Origin of the sequence: Hymenobacter ginkgonis, from assembly GCF_009755225.1 — a bacterium.
Taxonomy (GTDB): Bacteria; Bacteroidota; Bacteroidia; order Cytophagales; family Hymenobacteraceae; genus Hymenobacter; species Hymenobacter ginkgonis.
This window is the reverse complement of the sequence record NZ_WQKZ01000001.1, coordinates 1,060,775-1,081,984: the sequence shown is the minus strand read 5'-3', so window position 1 is coordinate 1,081,984 and position 21,210 is coordinate 1,060,775. Positions and strand designations below refer to the sequence as shown.

General features: G+C 59.1%; 18 protein-coding genes. 11 read left to right on the top strand and 7 right to left on the bottom strand.

Annotation, left to right across the window (positions count from 1 at the left end; all coding sequences use genetic code 11):
* Positions 1-36: 36 nt before the first annotated feature.
* The 4 genes from GO988_RS04330 (at position 37) to GO988_RS04315 (ending at position 3,841) form a co-directional block, all read left to right on the top strand.
* On the top strand, positions 37-1,605 hold the full coding sequence (locus tag GO988_RS04330; protein WP_157562274.1) for an efflux transporter outer membrane subunit: 1,569 nt from the start codon (positions 37-39) through the stop codon (positions 1,603-1,605).
* Between the two features lie 240 nt (positions 1,606-1,845).
* Positions 1,846-2,805, top strand: coding sequence for a quinone oxidoreductase family protein (locus GO988_RS04325; protein WP_232341360.1), 960 nt, complete (start codon positions 1,846-1,848; stop codon positions 2,803-2,805).
* A 42-nt stretch (positions 2,806-2,847) separates the two neighbouring features.
* On the top strand, positions 2,848-3,231 hold the full coding sequence (locus tag GO988_RS04320; RefSeq protein WP_157562273.1) for a DoxX family protein: 384 nt from the start codon (positions 2,848-2,850) through the stop codon (positions 3,229-3,231).
* Positions 3,232-3,283: 52 nt separating this feature from the next.
* Positions 3,284-3,841, top strand: a complete 558-nt coding sequence (locus GO988_RS04315) for a Crp/Fnr family transcriptional regulator (RefSeq protein ID WP_157562272.1) — start codon at positions 3,284-3,286, stop codon at positions 3,839-3,841.
* 73 nt (positions 3,842-3,914) lie between these two features.
* Here GO988_RS04315 and GO988_RS04310 read toward each other — a convergent pair whose 3' ends face one another.
* The 3 genes from GO988_RS04310 to GO988_RS04300 form a co-directional block, all read right to left on the bottom strand.
* Positions 3,915-4,223 carry a SemiSWEET family sugar transporter gene (locus GO988_RS04310; RefSeq protein WP_157562271.1) on the bottom strand — a complete coding sequence of 103 codons (309 nt, stop codon included), beginning with the start codon at positions 4,221-4,223 and terminating at the stop codon, positions 3,915-3,917.
* A 55-nt stretch (positions 4,224-4,278) separates the two neighbouring features.
* Entirely contained in the window at positions 4,279-4,734 is a 456-nt protein-coding gene (locus GO988_RS04305) for a peroxiredoxin (RefSeq protein ID WP_157562270.1), read from the bottom strand.
* An 88-nt stretch (positions 4,735-4,822) separates the two neighbouring features.
* Positions 4,823-5,770, bottom strand: coding sequence for an alpha/beta hydrolase (locus GO988_RS04300; RefSeq protein ID WP_232341359.1), 948 nt, complete (start codon positions 5,768-5,770; stop codon positions 4,823-4,825).
* Between the two features lie 153 nt (positions 5,771-5,923).
* Here GO988_RS04300 and GO988_RS04295 point away from each other — a divergent pair, with 153 nt between their 5' ends.
* Together GO988_RS04295 and GO988_RS04290 are read left to right on the top strand one after the other, a co-directional pair.
* Positions 5,924-7,792 (top strand): M2 family metallopeptidase, encoded by a 1,869-nt coding sequence (locus tag GO988_RS04295; protein WP_232341358.1) that lies wholly within the window; start codon positions 5,924-5,926, stop codon positions 7,790-7,792.
* A gap of 469 nt (positions 7,793-8,261) precedes the next feature.
* Positions 8,262-9,947, top strand: coding sequence for an SBBP repeat-containing protein (locus GO988_RS04290; protein WP_198172496.1), 1,686 nt, complete (start codon positions 8,262-8,264; stop codon positions 9,945-9,947).
* A 40-nt stretch (positions 9,948-9,987) separates the two neighbouring features.
* Here the strand turns inward: GO988_RS04290 and GO988_RS04285 are convergent, their stop codons facing one another.
* From GO988_RS04285 to GO988_RS04275, 3 genes are all read right to left on the bottom strand, one after another.
* On the bottom strand, positions 9,988-10,605 hold the full coding sequence (locus tag GO988_RS04285) for a porin family protein (RefSeq protein WP_198172495.1): 618 nt from the start codon (positions 10,603-10,605) through the stop codon (positions 9,988-9,990).
* A gap of 302 nt (positions 10,606-10,907) precedes the next feature.
* Positions 10,908-11,639 carry a GAF domain-containing protein gene (locus tag GO988_RS04280; RefSeq protein WP_157562266.1) on the bottom strand — a complete coding sequence of 244 codons (732 nt, stop codon included), beginning with the start codon at positions 11,637-11,639 and terminating at the stop codon, positions 10,908-10,910.
* Positions 11,639-12,361 carry a pirin family protein gene (locus GO988_RS04275; protein WP_157562265.1) on the bottom strand — a complete coding sequence of 241 codons (723 nt, stop codon included), beginning with the start codon at positions 12,359-12,361 and terminating at the stop codon, positions 11,639-11,641. Before GO988_RS04275 ends, GO988_RS04280 begins: the two co-directional genes overlap by 1 nt.
* A 293-nt stretch (positions 12,362-12,654) precedes the next feature.
* Here GO988_RS04275 and GO988_RS04270 point away from each other — a divergent pair, with 293 nt between their 5' ends.
* Together GO988_RS04270 and aspA are read left to right on the top strand one after the other, a co-directional pair.
* The gene (locus GO988_RS04270; protein WP_157562264.1) at positions 12,655-14,154 is read left to right on the top strand and encodes an alpha-amylase; all 1,500 of its coding nucleotides are present in this window, start codon (positions 12,655-12,657) and stop codon (positions 14,152-14,154) included.
* Positions 14,155-14,308: 154 nt separating this feature from the next.
* Complete coding sequence (gene aspA, locus GO988_RS04265; protein ID WP_157562263.1) at positions 14,309-15,718, top strand: aspartate ammonia-lyase; 1,410 nt, start codon at positions 14,309-14,311, stop codon at positions 15,716-15,718.
* A gap of 86 nt (positions 15,719-15,804) precedes the next feature.
* Here the strand turns inward: aspA and GO988_RS04260 are convergent, their stop codons facing one another.
* Positions 15,805-16,380 (bottom strand): DUF3109 family protein, encoded by a 576-nt coding sequence (locus GO988_RS04260; RefSeq protein WP_157562262.1) that lies wholly within the window; start codon positions 16,378-16,380, stop codon positions 15,805-15,807.
* 150 nt (positions 16,381-16,530) lie between these two features.
* On the opposite strand from GO988_RS04260, the gene GO988_RS04255 reads away from it, so the two are divergent.
* The 3 genes from GO988_RS04255 (at position 16,531) to murA (ending at position 21,088) form a co-directional block, all read left to right on the top strand.
* Positions 16,531-18,777 (top strand): ATP-dependent helicase, encoded by a 2,247-nt coding sequence (locus GO988_RS04255; protein ID WP_157562261.1) that lies wholly within the window; start codon positions 16,531-16,533, stop codon positions 18,775-18,777.
* A 120-nt stretch (positions 18,778-18,897) separates the two neighbouring features.
* Positions 18,898-19,659 (top strand): DUF4290 domain-containing protein, encoded by a 762-nt coding sequence (locus GO988_RS04250; protein WP_157562260.1) that lies wholly within the window; start codon positions 18,898-18,900, stop codon positions 19,657-19,659.
* A 121-nt stretch (positions 19,660-19,780) separates the two neighbouring features.
* Positions 19,781-21,088, top strand: coding sequence for a UDP-N-acetylglucosamine 1-carboxyvinyltransferase (gene murA / locus GO988_RS04245; protein ID WP_157562259.1), 1,308 nt, complete (start codon positions 19,781-19,783; stop codon positions 21,086-21,088).
* Positions 21,089-21,210 lie beyond the last annotated feature (122 nt).

Sequence of the window (21,210 nt, the reverse complement as noted above, 5' to 3'; positions counted from 1 at the left end):
GCTGCAAGGCCGCGTATACGCATCAAATTCAGCCTAATGACTACCCCCCGTTTTTTCCGGTTCCTTACGCCCTTGCTCCTGCTGGCAGCTGGCAGCTGCCAGTTGTTGCACCCGTATGGCCGGCCCGAAAGCACTACTACCGGCCTATACCGCGACGCAGCCACCACCGATACCACTACCCTGGCTGCGCGCCCCTGGCAGCAGTTGTTTACCGACCCGGCTCTGCAAAAGCTCATCACCGAAGGCTTGGCCAACAACCGCAACCTCCAGGTAGCCGATGCGCGCATTGCCCAGGCCCAGGCGCTGCTGGCCCAGAGCCGGGCGGCCTTTTTACCCAGCCTGACGGGGCGCGCTACCACTACCCTCTCGCGGGTGGGTGGGGCCTACGTGAGCACCGGCACGGGGGGTAGCACCACCACCACCGGCACCACCACGGGCGGCACGACTACCGGCGGGGGCACCACTACCGGGGGCGGCACCACCACGGGCGGGGGCACGACTACCGGGGGTGGCACGACTACGGGCGGCACGACTACCGGCACCGGCACGACCACAACCGACCAATCGTCCATCGTGACGGGGGGCGCCGCGCACCAGTACCTGTTGGGCCTGAGCAGCAGTTGGGAGGCCGATGTGTGGGGCAAGCTGCGCAGTACTAAGCGCTCGTACGTAGCAGGGCTCCTGCAAAGCGAAGCCTACCGGCGCGTGGTGCAAACCCAGCTCATCGCCGACATTGCGGATAATTATTACTCACTGCTGGCCCTGGATGCGCAGCTGGAAATAACCCGCCAGACGGTTCAGAACCGCATCAAGGACGTAGAAACGATGAAGCTGCTGCTCGAAGGCGACGTAGTAACGGGGGCGGCCGTAGTGCAAAGCGAGGCCAACCGCTACGCCGCTGAAGTCACCATCCCGGACTTGCAGCGCAGCATTCGCGAAACCGAAAACCTGATTGCCACGCTGCTGGGCCGGGCGCCCGGCCCCGTGGAGCGCGGCACGCTGGGGGGCCAGGAGCCGGCGCCGCCGCTGCTAACCGGGGTGCCCGGCCAACTGCTGCGCAACCGACCCGATGTGCAGCAGGCTGAGTTCACTTTCGAGGCAGCTTTCGAGCAAACCAACGCGGCGCGCACCTACTTCTACCCCTCCTTTACCATCACGGCTAACGGCGGCCTGACCAGCACTACCCTCGAAAACCTATTTTCGCCCACGGCCATCTTTGCTAGCCTCGTGGGCGGTTTGGCCCAGCCAGTTTTCAACCAAGGCCTCAACCGGCTGCGCCTGGCTCGCGCGCAGGCTTTGCAGCAAGAATACCTGTATACTTACCAGCAAACAATGTTTACGGCTGGCCAGGAGGTTTCTAACGCGCTGTTTTCCTACCAAAGCGCTACCGACAAGGCCCGCATTCGGGCGCAGCAGTTGGCGGCCCTCAACAAAGCCGTTGACTATACCCAAGAACTATTGCGTGCCGGCTTCGCCAACTACACCGAAGTGCTCACGGCTCAGCAAAGCTTGCTGCAAGCCCAGCTAAATGGGGTGAATGACCAGTTGCAGCAGCGCCAGGCCATCACGGACCTGTACCATGCGCTGGGCGGCGGCTGGCAGTAGGGCATTCCTTTTGGCAAAGCCTTGCCACGCTGCTTAGTCGATTAGTGCAGGGCACTTATAGGCATACTTACCAGACTCCGTATTGTTTGGTATACGCGAGGTCGTCCTCGGTGCCCGAAACGGCGTGGTTGGGCTTGGCGGAGGCTATTTAATAACAAATGTTGTCGTTTGATGCGGGGAGCACGGCTCAATTTTGCCCCATCAACCATCACCCCAACTTTTGGTATAAAAGCCGCCATTATGTATCCGCAAGGCGACGGGCCGCACTATGCGGAGGTTGTCGAACCCGTCGCGCAAGACGATGACCAACTGGTGCTTCGCGTTAGCGCCGCGGCGCTGAAACACTTTGATGGAGGCCGCGCAAAAGGCACCCACTATTCTAGCCAGCCTAACCACGCCCAGCCAGCCCAAGTCATCGGCGGCGATGCGGTGGGCACGCTCCCCGATGGAACGCGGGTCTTTGCCCTGGGCGTTGGGGGCACCTTGGCCGAGCGGGCGCTCATCGACCGCCGCCGGCTGGTAGCCCTACCCCCCCACCTCGACGATGCCACTGCCGCCGCGCTGCCCAATGCCGTTATTGGGGCAGGCATGGCCCTGCGGTTCCGGGCCGGCATTCAGCCCGGCGAAACGGTACTCATCAACGGGGCCACCGGCTTCACCGGTCGGGTAGCGGTGCAGCTGGCCAAGCACTACGGCGCGGGGCATGTTATTGCCACGGGCCGCAACCCGGCATCGCTGCAAGCCTTGCTGGCCTTGGGCGCCGACAAAGTACTCTCGGTGCAGCAAGCTGAGGAGGCTTTCGTGGCGCAGCTTCAGGCCCTCCACACCAGCTCCCCCATCGATGTGCTTATCGACTACCTATGGGGGCATTCGGCCGAGTTGCTGTTGCGGGCGTTGCAGGGCACCGGCTCCTTCACCCACCGAGTGCGCTTCGTGTCGGTAGGCACTATGCTGGGCGATAGCGTAGCACTCTCCGGGGCCACGCTGCGGAGCACCGATTTGCACCTCTCCGGGTCGGGGCTGGGCAGCTGGTCGCGCCAAGAAGTGAGCCACCTATTCGCGGAGATGCTACCAGAAGCCTTTCAGCTAGCCGCGGCTGGCCGGCTGCTGGTGGAAACGGTAACGGTACCCCTCGCCGACATCGCGCGCGTGTGGGAAATAGCAGTGCCAGCTGGCGCACGACTGGTAGTGCTCCCCTGATGCGGCCGCTTCTTTCACCAGTCTTTCTTGCTGCCGCACGCCATGAAAAAAACTACCGCGGCTTACTGGGTCGCTACCGGCCTAGTGGCCTTGCTGATGAGTAAGTCGGCCGTCGCCTACCTCACCCAAGACGCCGTGCGCCTAGAATGCCATCGCCTAGGCTTTCCCGATTATTTTCGGGTCGAGTTAGCGGTGGCCAAACTCCTGGGGGTATTGGCACTGCTGGCGCCAGTGGGCGTTCGGCTTAAGGAGTGGGCCTACGCTGGCTTCACCATTCTGCTAGTGTCGGCCCTTATTGCCCACCCAGCCTCGGGCGAGCCTCTTAAGGCCTCGGCTGGGCCGGCGGAGCTGCTGGTGGTGCTGGCCGTTTCCTATTGGCTCTACCGGCAGCGGCAGCCCTTGGCTTCTTTCTCCCAGCCAGGGTAGCTGGGGCAAACAACCGCTACCTGGTGTGGTTAGCAAGTCATTTCTTCTTGCCATGCTAGAATGGTTACGTACGCAGTTTTCGCTCAGTGCCGCGCACTGGCAGCGCTATGCTACCTGCTTTACGCGCCTGGAGGTGCCGGCCCGCACCTTGCTGCTACGCGAGCAGGAAATAGCTAAGCGGGCTTTTTTCATCGAAAAAGGCTGCCTGCGCGTGTGGTTTACCAGCCAGGGTAAAGACGTCACCTTCCAATTTTTCTTTGAGCAGCAAACTGTTTCGTCGCTGGAAAGCTTTCGCCAGCATACCCCCAGCCTATTTTCCATCGAAACGATAGAGCCATGCGTGGTGTGGTGGGTAGGGCGAGACGATGCCTACCGCCTGCTGGTAGAGCTAGCCGAGTTGCCCACCCAGCGGGAAAAGTTGGCGGGGATGCTCTTCGACCGCACCCGGCACTACATGGAACACTGCTTGTCTTTTATTCGGGACACGCCCAAGCAGCGGTACCAGCAGTTGCTGGCCCAGGCGCCACAAGTAGTGCAGCGCGTGCCGCAGCACTACATTGCGTCCTACCTCGGCATTAGCACCGTGCACCTAAGCCGTATCAAGAAATGAGTAGTTGGCCAGTTGCTAAAAACGCGGCAGCCGGCCACGTACTACCTCACTAGTTAGCGGTGAACGCGGGCCGCTAAGCCTTCGGCGCGGGCAGCGGCTTTTGGGGCTCGCCCAGCAAGCGGAAGTGGTGTTTGAAAAACACCAGTAGCAGCGTAAAAAGCAGGTTAACCGCATTGCCCAGCAAGATGGGCGTATTGTGCTCGCACACCCCGTACACAAGCCAGAGTATCATGCTACTAGCGCCCACCGCCAGCGTAGGTCCGCTCAGCCCATTGGCCGAGCGGGTTTGCCAGGTGTGCAGCACCTGCGGAAAAAACGTGAGCGCCGAAAGCGCGGCGGCCAGCAAGCCAAGGTTGCTGATAAGACTGGGGGAGAGAACCATAGCTACCTAACGCTACCTGATTAAACCTGGGGGTGGCACAGCCCCTACCCCCTTGCTACGCCGCCAGTTCGCGCAGCACCTCCTTGGTTTTGCGCACGTGGTCGGTGGCGCCGCTGAGGGAATTGAAGATGTAGGCAATTTTGCCGGCCGCATCAATCACAAACGTGACGCGGCCGGGCAGCAGACCCAGCAGGGCACGGGGCACCTCGTATTGCTTGCGCAGTTGCCCGCTGGTGTCGGCTAGCAGTGGAAACGGCAGCCGGTGCTTTTGGCTAAATTTCTGGTGCGACGCCTCGCTGTCGGAGCTTACCCCCACCACTACCGCGCCCAGGTCTAGGAAGTCGGCGTACTGGTCGCGGAAGGCGCAGGCCTCGGCCGTGCAGCCAGGTGTATCGTCTTTGGGGTAGAAATAAAGCACTACCGGCTTGCCAAGCTGGCCAGCCAAATGGAAGGTTTCGCCCTTGTCAGTGGGCAACGTAAAGTCAGGGGCTAGGTCGCCGAGCTGGAGCATAAGTAGAGTGGGCAGTGAGTAATAAATAGAGAACAATTAGTGAGGCTAGTGTTCTCCACTTGCCCTTATTGTTCTCCATTAACTCGTACTATTTGGTAAGCCAGCCATTGGCGTCCAGCCAGTTTTGCAGGCGCTCTATCCACTGGTCTTTGGTGGTTTTGTTGTTCATGCCGAAGCCGTGGCCGCCCTGGGGGTAGAGGTGCATCTCGGCGGGCACGTTGTGGCGGCGCAGCGCCTGGTAAAAAACGATGCTGTTTTGCACCGGCACCGTTTTGTCGTCTTCGGCGTGCACGAGGAAGGTAGGCGGCGTTTGGGCCGACACCTGAAGCTCATTGGAGTACAGCCGCACTTGGTCGGCGCTGGGCGTGCGGCCAAGCAGGTTCTCGCGCGAGCCAGCATGTTTCAGGCTGTCGCTGAAGCTAATAACTGGGTAGAGCAGCACCAAAAAGGCTGGCCGCACCGACGCCGAGCCGGGGTTGGTGCCCACCGGCTGGGCAAAGTGCGTGCCCGCCGTGGCGGCCAGGTGCCCACCCGCCGAAAAACCCATCAGGCCGATGCGCTCGGGGTTGAGGCCGTACTTACCGGCCTGCTCGCGCACAAGGCGCAGCGCCTGCTGGGCATCGAGCAGCGGCGCAATGCTTTTATCGGGTTGGCTCTGGTCGTTGGGCAGGCGGTATTTCAGCACGAAAGCCGCTACCCCCATCTCATTCAGGCGCCGGGCTACGTCGTAGCCTTCGTGGTCGATGGCCAGCCGGGCATAGCCACCGCCGGGGCAAATAATGACCGACGTACCGTTGGCCTTCTCCTTGGAGGGCATAAATACGGTGAGCGTGGGCTGAATAACATTGGAAATGCGCACCCCGGCGCCTTCTGTCACGCTGGTTTCCTGTACCCGGCTCGGCTTCGAGTCGGGGATGGAGCCGCTGTAGAGGGGTAGCACGGGGCGGGGCGTAGCATCGGTAGCCGCGGCCGGCGCGGTAGTTTGCGCCAGCAGCGACCCCGAAGCGCCGAGGCCTAAGGCGAGTAACAAAGCCATTTTTTTCATAAGCCGAGAAAGTGGTACCCGTAAGCGGTACCGGGGTAACTTTACGCGGCACGGCCGCCGCTGTTGCCAGGCCCTACCCCATCGGCAGCTAACTAGCTGTTAAACAACGTTATTTAGCTTCTCATCTCCTAATTCCCTTTGCTCTTGAAAGCAACCCACCTCCTACCCCTGGCGCTGCTGGCCGCCTGCGCGCCCACGGCCAACCAGCGCGCCACCTCAGCCAATACACCCCCGACCGTAACCCCGCCCGTGGCTACCAGCGCCGCCCCTACCCCCCCGGCGCCGGCCGACTACCGCGCCCAGGCCGAGGCCTTTTTGGCAGGCTATACGACGGAGTACGTGCGCCTCTACACGCAGTCGAGCGAGGCCGAGTGGCAGAGCAATACGCACATCGTGCCCGGCGATACTACCAACGCCGGCCGCACCAGCCGGGCCAACGAGCGCCAGGCAGCCTTCACCGGCAGCGCCGCGAATATCAAGCAGTTAAAGGAGCTGCTGGCCCACAAAGACCAGCTTACCCCCCTGCAAACCAAACAGCTCGAAACGGCGCTTTACAACGCGGCCAACTCGCCCCAGACCGTGGCCGACGTGGTGAAGCGCCGCATCAAGGCCGAAGCCGCCCAGACGGAAAAGCTCTACGGCTTCGACTACAAGTACGCAGGCAAAAGCGTGACCACCAACGGCCTCGACGAGCTGCTGCGCACCGAAACCAACCCGCAGAAGCGCCAGCAAATCTGGGAGGCCAGCAAGGCCATCGGCCCGACCCTCAAAGACGGCTTGCTGAACCTGCGCGACCTGCGCAACCAGACCGTGCAGGCGCTGGGCTACCCCGATTTTTTCACGTATCAAGCCAGCGACTACGGCCTGAGCCGGGAAGAAATGATGGCTTTAGTGCGCCAGCTCAACACCGAGCTGCGCCCGCTCTACCGCGAGCTGCATACCTACGCCCGCTACGAGCTGGCCAAGAAATACCACGTGAAGCAAGTGCCCGCCTACCTGCCCGCCGACTGGCTGCCCAACCGCTGGGGCCAGGACTGGGGCAGCATGGTGACGGTAAAAGGCCTCAACCTCGACGCCGTGCTGGCCAAAAAAGGCGCCGAGTGGAACGTGAAGCAGGCCGAGCGCTTCTACCAAAGCCTGGGCTTTCCGGCGCTGCCGGCTAGCTTTTATGAGAAAAGCAGCCTCTACCCCCTACCCCCCGGCACGGCTTATAAGAAGAACAACCACGCCTCGGCCTGGCACCTGGACCTCGACCACGACGTGCGCAGCCTGATGAGCGTGGAGCCTAATACGGAGTGGTATATGACGACCCACCACGAGCTAGGCCACATCTATTACTACCTCAGCTACACCAACCCCGAGGTGCCGCCCCTGCTGCGCCAGGGCGCCAACCGCGCCTACCACGAGGCCATCGGCAGCATGATGGGCTTGGCCGCCCAGCAAAAGCCCTTCCTGGTAGGCCTCGGATTGGTTGATGCTAAAACGCAGACTAACCAAACCCAGCAACTGCTCAAGGAAGCGCTGCAATACGTGCCCTTTATCCCGTTTGCCTCGGGCGTGATGAGCGAGTGGGAAAACGCCTTTTATGCCGAAAACCTGCCCGCCGACCAGCTCAACGCCAAGTGGTGGGCGCTCTGCAAACAGTACCAGGGCATGGTGCCCCCTACCCCCCGCGGCGAGGCTTACCTCGACCCCGCCACCAAAACCCACATCAACGACGACCCCGCGCAGTACTACGACTATGCGCTGAGCTACATCATTTTGTTTCAACTGCACGACCACATTGCCCGCAAGATTCTGCACCAAGACCCGCACGCCACCAATTACTACGGCAGCAAGGAAGTTGGCCAGTTTTTGCAAGATATTATGCGCCCCGGCAGCAGCCGCGACTGGCGCACAGTGCTTAAGGAGAAAACCGGCGAAGACCTGTCGGCCCGCGCCATGGTCGATTATTTTCAGCCGCTAATGGTGTATTTGAAAGCGCAGAATAAGGGACGGCAATACACGATGTAAATGGTCAAATAAGCACTATAAGGAAGGCCAGCATAAAGCACTAAGGCCGGACCCTGACAACCAAGCCCGGCTTGCTACTCGCATTGTAGCAAGCCGGGCTTAGTTGTATAATTATAAATTTTATCAGCAAACCAATAAGCTGAACTTTCCTTAGCATAAGCACTATCAGATAAGGATTTGCGACAGACTATATATTTGTTGCTTCACCATTATGATACCTGCATAATCTTCGTTCCATTATATGATTGCACACGTTACTTCCTCTTCATTTTTACGTAGCTGCAAAGACTATCGGGCGCCTTCAGCGCTAAAATGGGTGTCGGTTTTACTACTTAATCTGCTGCTGGCTGGGCCCGTGGCCCGGGCTCAAACCCCTTCTTGGGAATGGGCACAAGCATTGACGGGGCCAGGCGCTACTTCCGTTTTTGGGGGCAAAACGGCCGTTGACGCGGCCCACAACGTCTATGTTATGGGTCAATTCACGGGAACGCTTACTCTGGGCACGACTACGCTTACGAGCATGGGCGACTACGATGTATTTGTGGCACGCCTGAGCGCTACGGGCCAGTGGCAGTGGGCGCAGCGCGTGGGCAGCCCAAGCGCCGACACGGGCGAAGGTATCGCTGTGGATGCCGCTGGCAACGTGCTTATTAGCGGCAGCTGGGCCACTAGCCCATTCGTGGCCAAGTTTACGAGCGCCGGGGTACCCCAATGGGTGACGCAAGTAGCCGGCAAGGGGTATGCGTACCGGGTAGCACTCGCGGCAGATGGCACGGCATATGCGGCAGGAACAGTCCTAGGTACTGCTTCGTTTGGCGCCACGTCGGTCACCTCCGTAGGCTATGCTGGGGCATTTGTGGCCCGGCTCGACGCTAGCGGCCAGTGGCAGTGGGTGCGGGCGGTGGGTGGTAGTGGCGCCAGCAGCATCTTGGGGCTGGCGGTGGATAACCAGGACCGGCTACTAGTGGGTGGTAACTTTGAAACGCAGGCAGTTTTCGGCTCCCAAACACTTACTACAGCCACCGGCGTAAGGGCAGCCTTCGTGGCCCAGCTCACCTCCCAAGGCCAATGGCAGTGGGTGCGGCAATCAGAAGGAAATGGCTACGCCGAAGCACAAGGGCTCACCGTCGATTCCCAAGCCAACGTCTGGATTACGGGCCCCTTCTTCGGCGGCAATGTGGCGTTTGGACCAACAGAATTAACTCACGTTGGCACAGGGGCCAATGCCTACGTAGCCAAGCTAGATAGCGATGGGCAATGGCAATGGGCCCGCGCAGCTACGGGAGCCGGCGGCGGCGACGTGGGCTGGGCCGTTGCTACCGACCCCAATGGCAACGGCTACGTTACGGGCGTCTTCAACAGTTCGTCGCTGGCGCTGGAAGGCCTACCGGCTTTGGCGCACAGCAGCCAGCCAGCCGAGGACCTGTTCGTGAGCCAGCTAGATGCCAATGGCACCTGGCAATGGGCACTCGCCGCGGGCGACGGAACCACTGGCACCGTTGGCTACGGCATTGCCGTAGATGCCCAGCGCAACCTCACGGTACTGGGCCACTTCCGGGGCGCAGCCCTGGACCTGGGCGGGCTGCGGGTTAGTGCCGGCAATGCTGGCACAGGCTCGGTAGGCTACGTAGCCCGCCTAGCGGCCAGCGCCTGGACCAACTTGCCAACCCTACGGGCGCACCCGCAGGCCGACGGCTCGACCTTGCTGACATCTAGTGCGCCGAGCGGCAATCAGTTTTACCGCAATCAGCAGCCGCTGGCTGGGGCCACGGGCACTAGCTACCGGGTGGCGAGCGGCGCGAGCGGGGCCTATACGGTGCAAACTACGGCGGCGGGCTTTCGCCCCACCGCCTCGGCGCCGGTGCAAGTGGGCGCAGTCGTTACCAAAGCAGTTGAGCCGCACGCCACTGCCGGCTGGAGCGTCTATCCAAATCCTGGCGCGGGCGGCCAAGTCACTGTGCAGCTTGCAGGCCAGCAAAGCTCCGGGCAAATTCAACTGCTAAACGTAATGGGGCAGCTGCTTTATACGTGCCCTTTGCGCACGCGCCCCGACGGCCGCCAAACGCTCGAACTCGGAAAATTCGGAGCTGGCAGCTACCTGCTGCGCCTAGTCACCGGCCAGCAAACATCTACGCAGCGTGTACACTGGCAATAAAGTTGCCGCAGCCAGGCCTGGTTCACGCCCATGCCAGCTGTTATAGCCGAAACTCGGCGGCTAGCTGCACCGCCTGCAGCTTCAGCTCCTGCGCCGCCGGGCGCTGCCCAATGCCCATGTGGTTTAGCCCTTGTAAGTAGCGCGCGCCCAGGCTCAGGTGGCGCCAGAGCTGCACCTCCAGCCCGGCGGTGGCGCCGAGGCCACGCTCCTCCGTTTCGTGCGTGATGTCGGTGGTTTGGCCGTTTTGAGATTGTTGGGCTTGTATAAGCAGGTCGAACTGCGGCCCGGCTACCAGGGTAAGCCGGGGCACTACCTGGTACTTGAGCAGCAGCGGCAGCGACAGGTACCGGAATGTGTAGTGCGGGCCACCGCTAGCGATTTCACCGCTGAGCTGCGAAAACAAGTATTCCTGCTGCACCGCCAAGTGCTTGTTCAGCGACAGCTGCACCAAAAAACCAGCCGCAAAGCCGGGTTGCCAGGTTGTCTCAACGGGCACGACAGGCCGGGGTACGCCTTGGTTGAAGTTGGTATTGGCATAGTTCAGCCCCAGCCGCAAGCCGAATTTTACTACCCGGGGCGACGGGCCCAATTGGCTAGGCAGCAGGCTCGAATCGGCCGGAGGGGGTAGGGCACCCACCGCAGCCGGCTGCTGTGCCAATACTAGTTGGGGCCAGCCACTGCATAGGCCCGTAAGCAAGAGTAAATAAACCTTCATTGTAGCGGCAGCCCTGGCGAAGCTTTCTCAGGGGTGCCCAATATAGCTACGCGCCTTGCGCGGGGCCCTGGGCGGCGTGCCTCCAACTAGCCGGGCAAGTACATAACCGTCACTACTTCAGCATGAAACCTTGCTGTAAACGGAGGAAGTTATCGGCTTAACACAAGTAAGGGGGGTAGGGCCGCGTTGCTGCGCAGCCCTACCCCCCTATTTATCGCTTGCTTACTCGGCGGCTTACGCCAGGCTTAGTCAATAACGGAGCTGGCGGTCAGGCTTTGGCCCAGGCGCCGGCTCAGCACCTTGGCTACGCCTTCGAGGCGGCGCAGGATGGGCTGGGCTACTTCGATGTCGGCCAGGTCGATGCGCTGGTTGCGGCTGATGAGGTAGCGGGCCAGCGCCGAATTTTCGTCCAGGGCCAGCGTCAGTTCCCGCTGGGCATCTTCCCACTCGCCCGGCTGCTCGGCCAAAATATAGCGGTAGCGCAGCTCAATAGTTTGACTTACCAACTCGGCCAGGCGCGTGAGCACCGTGGCCTCGGCCGCCGAAAAATCGCGGGCATTTTTATCGATAACAGCCAGCATCCCCAGGCGCGCATCATCGGACGCCACCAGGGCAGCCCCGGCGTAAAAATTAAGCCCAATAGACTGCGCTACATCAGGTTTGATGAGGTTGCAGCTTTCGGGTTTATAGTCGGATATTACTACTTGCTCGGTGGCCAGGATGGCAGCCGAGCACATGCTTTCGTTGCGCACCAGCCCCGGAATACCCGTAGCCCCCGCCACCGCCTTAAACCAAACGTACTCCGCATCAACCAACGAAATAAGGGCAATGGGCGTGTTAAAAAGCTGCGCCGCCCAGGCCACGTAGTCGTCGAATATTTGTTCGGGGGTAGTATTAACGATTTTGAACTGGTGCAGCGTGCGCAGGCGAGCCGCGTCGTGGCCAGGTATTAAAGAATCAGGAAACGTGGTGTTCATTAATAGTTGGCTTCGCTGCCGGGCAAATCTATCAGGATAAATTGAGCGTCTTGGGTAGCCTTGATTTCGAGCACATTCTCGCTATCGATGCGGGCCTGGTCGCTGGGGCCCAGCTCAACGCCATTGACGTAGATACTGCCCTGTTTAAGATAGATAAAGGTAAGCCGAATGGGAAAAGTTTTAAATGTCAGCGTTTTGCCGGCATCCAGGTTGCTCCAATAAATGGTGCTGTTAGAGTTTATATATACTACATCCTCCAGCACGCGCTGGCCGGTTACCAACGGTATCAGCACGTTTTTTTTGCCATTGAGAAAGCCTAGGTCCTTCTGCTCGTAGCTGGGGGCCAGGCCTTTCTGGCTCGGCATAAACCAGAGCTGGTACAAGTGCAGCGCCTTGTCCTGGCGGTTCATTTCGCTATGGGCCAGGCCAGTACCAGCTGTCATGCGCTGCACTTCGCCCGCCGTGATGGTGGTGCGGTTGCCCATCGTATCCTCGTGGCTCACCTCGCCTTCGAGCACCAATGTCACGATTTCCATTTCGGAGTGCGGGTGCTGCGGAAAGCCGTTTTGCGGCGCCACCGTGTCGTCGTTGAATACCCGCAGTGGCCCAAACTGCTGGTTATTTCGGTCGAAATAATCAGCGAATGAAAACAGAAAATACGAACTAAGCCAGGCAGTAGGAGCGGCGTGATGGCGCTGAGCGGCAGAAACGTAAGCAAGCATAGGGCAAGGTGAAGAGGAGCCCGCCGCGCAAGGCACGCCGGGCACGTGAAAGGAGTCGTAGGCTTACAAACTGTGAATTGCCGTTTCGGGTTGCTCCTAGCGGCTACCGCGCCGGCGGCTTCCACGCTAGGCAGGGCCCCTACCCCCACCAGTTACGCAGAACAGTAGCTCACACAAGTAGCAGAAATACAAGAAGAAGCATCCCCAATCGTTTGCGGCGCCTGCCCAAAATTCAGCGCTAGTAGTGCGGCGTATGCCCTAACATTGCAGCACACTCATTCCCACCTCCCCCTATGTTACCAACCCTACGCGGGACCGCGCGGCTTACTGCCGCGGCGGCCTTGTTGCTCGCGGGCTGCGCCAAAGACGCAACCGCCCCTACCGCCCCCGTGCCAGCCAGCCTGAGCACTGCCAGCGACGCCACCGCCGTGAACGGCGTAATGATGCAGGCCTTTTACTGGGACGTGCCCCAAACTACCAGCGGCCAAACCTGGTGGCAAGTGCTTGGCGGCAAGGCCACCGAGCTGAGCGCCGCCGGCATCACGGCCCTGTGGCTACCCCCCGCTTACAAGGGCAGCGGCGTCAACGACGTGGGCTACGGCGTGTACGACCGCTACGACCTGGGCGAGTTCAACCAGAAGGGCACCGTGGCCACGCACTACGGCACGCTGGGCCAACTGCAAAGCTGCATTACGGCGCTGCACGGCAAAGGCATCCAGGTGTACGAAGACATGGTCATGAACCACTTAACCTCGGCCGACGCGCAAGAGCAGTTCAATGTGGGCGGCACCAACTACAACGTATACACCAGCTTCACGTACCCGGCGCGGGCCAACAAGTACAGCAATTACCAGTGGCACTATTACAATTTCAACGGCACGCAGCAAGCCCCCAACAACGGCTGGTACCAGTGGAACGCCTGGGACTTTCAGCCCTACGCCAACGGCGATGCCTACGACAATCTGCTGGGCTCCGAAATTCGGTATGCCGATGTGAACCAGGTAAATGAAACCATCAAATGGGGCAACTGGATGACTACCACGCTCGGCCTCGACGGCTACCGCCTCGACGCGACCAAGCACATGCTTACCTCATTTGTGAACTCGTGGCTCGATAACGTGAAGGGCACTTCGGGCCGCTTTGCGGTGAGCGAAGCGTGGTTTCGCAACCTGAGCGACCTCAACAACTACGCCTCGGCCACGGGCGGGCGCACGAGCTTGTTTGATGTGCCGCTGCACTACACCTTCCAGAGCATGAGCAGCGGCAACGGCGCCTGGGATATGCGCGGGCTGCAATTTGCGGGCTTCACCGAGGCCAACGGACCGCTGTCGGTGTCGTTTGTCGATAACCACGACACCGACCAAACGGGCGGCGCGCTGTACTCGCCGGTGGTCAATTTCAAGCAGCTGGCCTACGCCTACATCCTGACCCGCGAAAAAGGCTACCCCTGCGTTTTTTACAAAGACTACTACAACTACGGCCTCGGCGCGCAGCTTAAAACGCTCATCAGCATTCGCAAAGCCAACGCTTACGGTGCGGCCTACGAGTACACCAGCGTCGACGACGCCGACTACTACGCCTACTCACGGGCCGGCGATAGCTCACATAAAGGTCTGATGCTCATTCTCAACGATGGCAGCGGCACGCGCACTAAGGGCATTACCTCGCCTTTCAAAAACGCCACCCTCACCGACAAAACCGGCAACTACAGCGGCAGCATCACCACCGATGCCAACGGCTACGGCAACTTCCCGGTGCAGGCCCGCAGCTGGTCGGTTTGGGTGCCAAACTAAGGCCAGCCCAAACGAGCTAGGAACTGTACAAGAACGTCCTGCTGCGCTTGTCGAAGCAGGACGTTCTTTTTGACTCAGCTATTCCTTTAACGAGCCCGCTTACGTTATACCACTCACTCTATTCAAAACTTCCCGCCTACCCCCTACTTTTCTTATGACCACCTCCCCCCGCGTTGAACACGATTTTTTGGGCGAACTGCCTATTCCCGAAGACGTTTATTACGGCATCCAGACGCTGCGGGCGCTGGAAAATTTCTACATTACGGGCATTCCAGTAAAGACCGAGCCGCTGTTTGTGCAGGCGCTGGCCTTCGTAAAAAAGGGGGCGGCACTGGCCAACAAAGAGCTGGGTGTGCTCGACCCGACCATTGCCGACTACATCGCCCAGGCTTGCGACTTAGTGGCCAGCGGCCAGTTCGACAATCAGTTTCTGACCGACATGATTCAGGGCGGGGCCGGTACGTCGGTGAATATGAACGCCAATGAGGTGATTGCCAACGTGGCCTTGGAGCTGATGGGCCACCGCAAGGGCGACTACCAATACTGCCACCCCAATAACCACGTCAATTGCTCGCAGAGCACCAACGACGCCTACCCCACTGCTTTTCGCATAGCCCTGAACAACAAGCTGGTGGGCTACCGCGAAACGCTGGGCCAGCTGGCCGACGCTTTTTTCCAGAAAGGCGAAGAGTTTCACAACGTGCTCAAAATGGGCCGTACCCAGCTCCAGGATGCCGTGCCCATGAGCATGGGCGACGAATTCAACGCTTTCGCTACCAACCTGCGCGAGGAGCTGCTGCGCATTGATGATTCGCGCCGCCTCATTTCCGAAATCAACATGGGCGCCACGGCCATCGGCACTGGCGTAAACACACCGCCCGGCTACGCGGGCCTCGTAACCAAGCACTTGCGCCAAATAACCGGCCTCGACCTGAGCCTGGCCGGCGACCTCATCGAAGCTACCTACGACACCGGCGCCTACGTGCAGCTGTCGGGCGTGCTCAAGCGCACCGCCGTGAAGCTGAGCAAGATATGCAACGACCTGCGCCTGCTCGCTTCGGGCCCCCGCGCCGGCCTGTTTGAAATAAACCTACCCCCCTTGCAGCCGGGCAGCAGCATTATGCCCGGCAAAGTGAACCCCGTGGTGCCCGAAGTGGTGAACCAAACGGCGTTCTACGTCATCGGCGCCGACCTTACCGTGACGATGGCCGCCGAAGCCGGCCAGCTCCAACTAAATGTAATGGAGCCGGTTATCTCGTTCGCGCTCTTCACCAGCATCTCGTACATGACCAACGCCTGCCGCACCCTGCGCGAGAAGTGCGTGCTCGGCATCACGGCCAACGCTACCCACGCCGCCAACCTCGTTTACAACAGCATTGGCATCGTGACGCAGCTAAACCCCGTACTGGGCTACGAAACCAGCGCCAGCATCGCCAAAGAGGCGCTGGCTACCGGCAAGTCGGTCCACGACATCGCCGTAACCGAGCGCGGGCTGCTAACCCAAGCCAAATGGGACGAGATTTTCACGTTTGAAAACCTCATCCGGCCGGTGTTTATCAAGTAGCCAGGCTGTATAATTCGCTAAAAAAGAACGTCATGCTTCACTAGTGTGCAGCATGACGTTCTTTTAAAAGTCTCGCGACCCTACACTTACGACTGGGGGGTAGGAAACTCAATTTCCCGTGTCAGTTCGGCGTACCACTCGGCGCCGTATTTGCGCTCCAGCGGCTCCTTCAGAAACTTGTACACGGGCACGCCCAGCTTGGCTCCAAACGAGCAAGCCGGCGAGCAAATATCCCAGCGGTCGTAGTTAAGCGCCTCAAAGCCTTCGTATTTCGTAACCCGGATGGGATATAAGTGGCAGCTAATGGGTTTCTTAAAATCGGTAGCGCCCGCTAAGTAAGCTTGCTCAATGCCGCACTTCAAGATGCCGCGCTCGTCGTAGAGCGCGTAGGCGCACTCCCGGTCGTTGATGGTAGTCGTGCTATAGTCGCCCTCCCAGTCCTCAATGTAAAGCCCTTGAGCCGCAATGGCTTGCTTACCGGCCTCGGTCAGGAACGGCTCAATCTTGGGGTATTCATTTTTGAGGATTTCCAACTCTTCTAGCTCCAGCGGAGCGCCGAGGTCGCCTTCCACGCAGCAGGCGCCCTTGCAGGCGTCGAGGTTGCAGACGAAAAAGTTTTCGGCCACATCGTCGGAGATAACGGTATTTTGAATAACAATCATAAAGCGGAGCGAATTTATCGACGATAGAAACCGGTTAGTAAAGAGTGGCCGGGCGGCCAGCTTGCCTAAAAACGGTAGCACAAAGATACCGCCCTACCCCCCTCCCAACTTATCTTTGTCAGCTAGCCGCCTTCGGGGCGGTCTCTTCGTATGGCTTTAGATTATCACGCTCTTTTAAACCCCTCGCAGGCCGCTGCTGTGCTCCAAACGGAAGGCCCCTGCATGATTATTGCCGGCGCCGGCTCGGGCAAAACGCGGGTGCTTACCTACCGCATTGCCCACTTGCTCGAGCAAGGGGTAGACCCCTTCAATATCCTGGCCCTCACCTTCACCAACAAGGCCGCCAAAGAAATGCGCGCCCGTATTGAGAAGGTGGTTGGCCCAGCGGCCAAAAACCTGTGGATGGGCACTTTCCACTCCGTATTTGCTAAGATTTTGCGCTCGGAGGCTGATAAAATCGGCTATCCCCGTTCATTTACCATTTACGATACGCAGGACAGTAAAACTCTCATTGGCCAGATTGTAAAGGAGTTGGAGCTCGACGACAAGCTCTATAAAGCCAGCACGGTACTCGGCCGCATCTCGGCCGCCAAAAACAAGCTCGTATCGGTGCAGCAGTACCTCAACGACCCTGTTATCCGGCAGGACGATGAGGCGGCCATGCGCCCCAAAATTGGCGTGCTTTACCAGCAGTACGCGGCGCGCTGCTTTAAGGCCGGCGCCATGGACTTCGACGATTTGCTGTTTCAAACCAACGTCCTTTTTCGCGACCACGCCGATATTCTGAATAAGTACCAGAATAAATTCCGGTTTGTGATGGTAGACGAGTACCAGGATACCAACTATTCGCAGTATTTAATAACGCGCAAACTGGCGGCCAAGGAGCGTAATATTTGCGTGGTGGGCGACGATGCGCAGAGTATTTATGCTTTCCGCGGCGCCGATATTAGCAATATTCTCAACTTCGAGAAAGACTATCCCGAACTGAATGTATTTAAGTTGGAACAGAATTATCGCTCTACCAAAAACATTGTGTGGGCGGCTAATTCGGTTATTAAAAACAACCAGGCGCAATTACGCAAAGACGTTTTTTCGGACAACGAAGACGGTAATTTAATTGAGTTAATTAAGGCTGCTTCTGACAACGAAGAAGGCAAATTAATTGCCCAATCTATCTACGAGGATAAGATGAACCAGCATCTATCCTACGATAATTTTGCCATCCTTTATCGCACCAATGCCCAGAGCCGGGCGATGGAAGAAGCGCTGCGCAAATTAAACATTCGGTACAAGATTGTGGGCGGCCTGAGCTTTTATCAGCGCAAGGAAATCAAGGACTTAGTTGCCTATTTGCGCCTCACAGTTAACCCGAACGACGAGCAGGCGCTGCGCCGGGTCATTAATTATCCGAAGCGCGGCATCGGCGATACCACGATTAGCAAATTAATTAATTCGGCCGAAGAAGCGAACCACACGATTTGGGAAGTGGTGAGCAATGCCGAGCAGTTTTTGCCGGCGCGCGTGTCGAACCCGGTCGTGGGTTTTGCCGAAAAAATAAAGAGCTACACCGCCGTGGCGGCGAAGGAAGACGCCTTTGAAGCGGCCAAATTCATTGCCAAAAATTCGGGCATGATTGAGGAATTGTACGCCGACAAAAGCATCGAAGGTTTGTCGCGCTACGAGAACATTCAGGAGTTGCTCAACGGTATTAAGGAGTACGTAGACGACCACGAGCGCGAGGACAAGTCGCTCGGCGCGTTTCTGCAGGATATTGCTCTCGTCACCGATTCCGATTTGAAAGACGCCGCGCAAGAGGGCGAGGCCGTGACGATGATGACCATTCACTCGGCTAAGGGCCTGGAATTCCGCAATGTCTACATCGTGGGCATGGAGGAAAACCTCTTTCCGAGCCAGATGATGATAACCTCGCGGGCCGACCTAGAGGAGGAGCGCCGGCTATTTTACGTGGCCATCACGCGGGCCGAAAAGAAGCTCACGCTCAGCTACGCTACCTCGCGCTACCAGTGGGGCAACCTGCGCAGCTGCGAGAAAAGCCGTTTCTTGGATGAGATTGACCCACAATATATTAACGCCAAATTTGCGCCCGGCCCGGCGGTAGGTGAGTCGCCGTTCCAGCACGTATTTGAGCGGCGCTCGAACCTGGTGGCTACCCCCCCTCGTAAGACGGTAGCCACTAACTACGTGGCCCCGGCCGACTTCCAACCCTCGGATACGAGTAACTTGCAAGCTGGCCAGCGCGTTGAGCATCCTAAGTTTGGCTTTGGCAAGGTGACGACGCTGGAAAAGCAGCAAGGCACCGTGAAGGCGATTATTCAGTTTGAAGAAGTGGGCGAGAAAACCCTGCTGCTGAGTTTTGCCAAGCTGCGGGTGCTGTAAAACTTTCGCCCCAAGTTCACCACGAATACAAGGGAGTTTAATAGCGCATGAAGGCTACTACTTGACGCTCCATTTCAACTCGTAGCCAAACCTAGGGCGAAATAATCCTATAAGAATTAAATGACTGAAACTTCCCCCCTGCCCTTCCACCTGCAGCTGCTGGTGCGCGAATACGGGCAAAGCACTTACCAACTTATTCAGGGCTTGGCCCAGATTGAGGATGTGGCCGAGCGCACGCGCCGCGCCGCGGGCATAGTGCAGTTGATGCTGCGCCTGCGCCCTACCCTGCGCGACCAGCCCGACGTGCAAACCCGCCTCTGGAACCACTTGCATGCCCTGGCCGGCACCGATGTGGCGCTCGACGCGCCCGTGCCGCTCTCGCCCCCGCGCCTGCACATGGAGCGCCCCAAACGCGTGGAGTACCCACGCTCGGCGCCCAAGCTCAAGGCCTACGGCCGCGGCGTGGAAGCTCTGATTGCGAAGGCCCTTACCCTGCCCGACGCTACCGAGCGCGAGCAAGCTGCTGTGCAAATCGGGCGCACCATGAAGTTCTTGTACCGTCAGCACAACAAGGAAAACGCCAAGGATGTGACCATTATTCGGCACCTGGCGGAGCTATCGGGCGGGCAGTTGAAGCTCGATGCCCAAGTGGTAGCTGACCAAGATTTGTTTGAATTGGCGGCCCCAACCACGGCGGCATCTACGCAGCCAGCTCGTACCCCTACCCCCCAGGCGGGCGCTAACCGCTTCGAGGGCAACCGCGAGAACCGGGAGCGCCGCCCCGACCGCCCCGAGGGCGGCAATAATTTTGGCAACGGCAAGAAGCGTGACAAAAAACGCGGCAAGAAATTCCGCTCCGAGCCGCAACAGCCGCCCCAGTAGCTTTCCCAGGCTTTTAGCTGATAGCTGCTGGCTGTTAGCTTTTTGAAGGAAAGCACCCACGTAAACTATTTCTTTCTCAGAGCTAATAGCCAGCAGCTATCGGCTAAAAGCTAACCATAAAATGGCTGCATTTGAAGTGCGCGGCGGACAGAAGCTGCACGGGGAAATTATTCCCCAAGGCGCAAAAAACGAGGCGCTCCAGATTCTGTGTGCGGTGCTGCTGAGCTCCGAGCCCATCACCATCAGCAACGTGCCCAATATTCGGGACGTGAACAAGCTCATTGAGCTGCTGCGCGACCTGGGCGTGAAGGTAGGCCAACTCGCCCCCGACACCTACATGTTTCAGGCCGAGGATGTCCACATCGAGTACCTCGACACGCCCCAGTTTGTGGCCCAGGCCCGCGAGCTGCGTGGCTCGGTGATGATACTGGGCCCGCTGCTGGCCCGCTACGGCCGCGCCCAACTACCTAAGCCGGGCGGCGATAAAATCGGCCGGCGGCCCCTCGATACGCACTTTGTGGGCCTCGAAAAGCTGGGGGGCGTACTCACACTCGAAGGTCCCGATTTTTACCGCTTGAACTCGTCCAGCGGTAAGCTGCACGGCGCTTCTATGCTGCTCGACGAAGCCAGCGTGACTGGCACGGCCAACATCGTGATGGCCGCCGTGCTGGCCGAGGGCATCACTACTATTTACAACGCGGCCTGCGAACCCTACCTCCAGCAGTTGTGCCGGATGCTGGTGCGCATGGGCGCTAACATTCAAGGTATTGGCTCTAACCTGCTCACCATTGAGGGGGTAGAGCGCCTGGGCGGCACCGAGCACCGCATGCTGCCCGATATGATTGAAATCGGTTCTTTCATCGGCCTGGCGGCCATGACGGGTTCCGAAATCACCATCAAAGACTGCCAGATTCCAGAATTGGGCATCATCCCCGACACGTTCCGCAAGCTGGGTATTCAGCTGGAATTTCGCGGGGACGACATTCACATTCCGGCGCAGGACCACTACCAGATTGGCACCTACCTCGACGGCTCCATCCTCACCGTGTCAGACCATACGTGGCCGGGCTTCACGCCCGATTTGCTGAGCATTATTCTTGTGGTGGCTACCCAAGCCCAGGGCACAGTCCTGATTCACCAGAAAATGTTCGAGTCGCGGCTGTTCTTCGTGGACAAGCTGATTGACATGGGCGCGCAAATTATTCTCTGCGACCCGCACCGCGCCACTGTTATCGGCCTCGACAAGCGCTCGTCGCTGCGCGGCATCACCATGTCGTCGCCCGATATCCGGGCGGGCGTAGCGCTGCTTATCGCCGCGCTGAGCGCCGAAGGCAAGAGCACCATCCTCAACGTGGAACAGATTGACCGCGGCTACCAGAACATCGACGAGCGTCTGAATGCACTCGGCGCCGATATTCGGCGGGTGTAATTCCCGGTAAGTTACTACTTGATTATCAGTAATCCTAAGCTATTATATTTTCCTTCTTAAAAAAGCCCGGCCTGCCAAGGTCGGGCTTTTTTAGGGGGGTAGGCGGGTTACCCGCCAGGGGA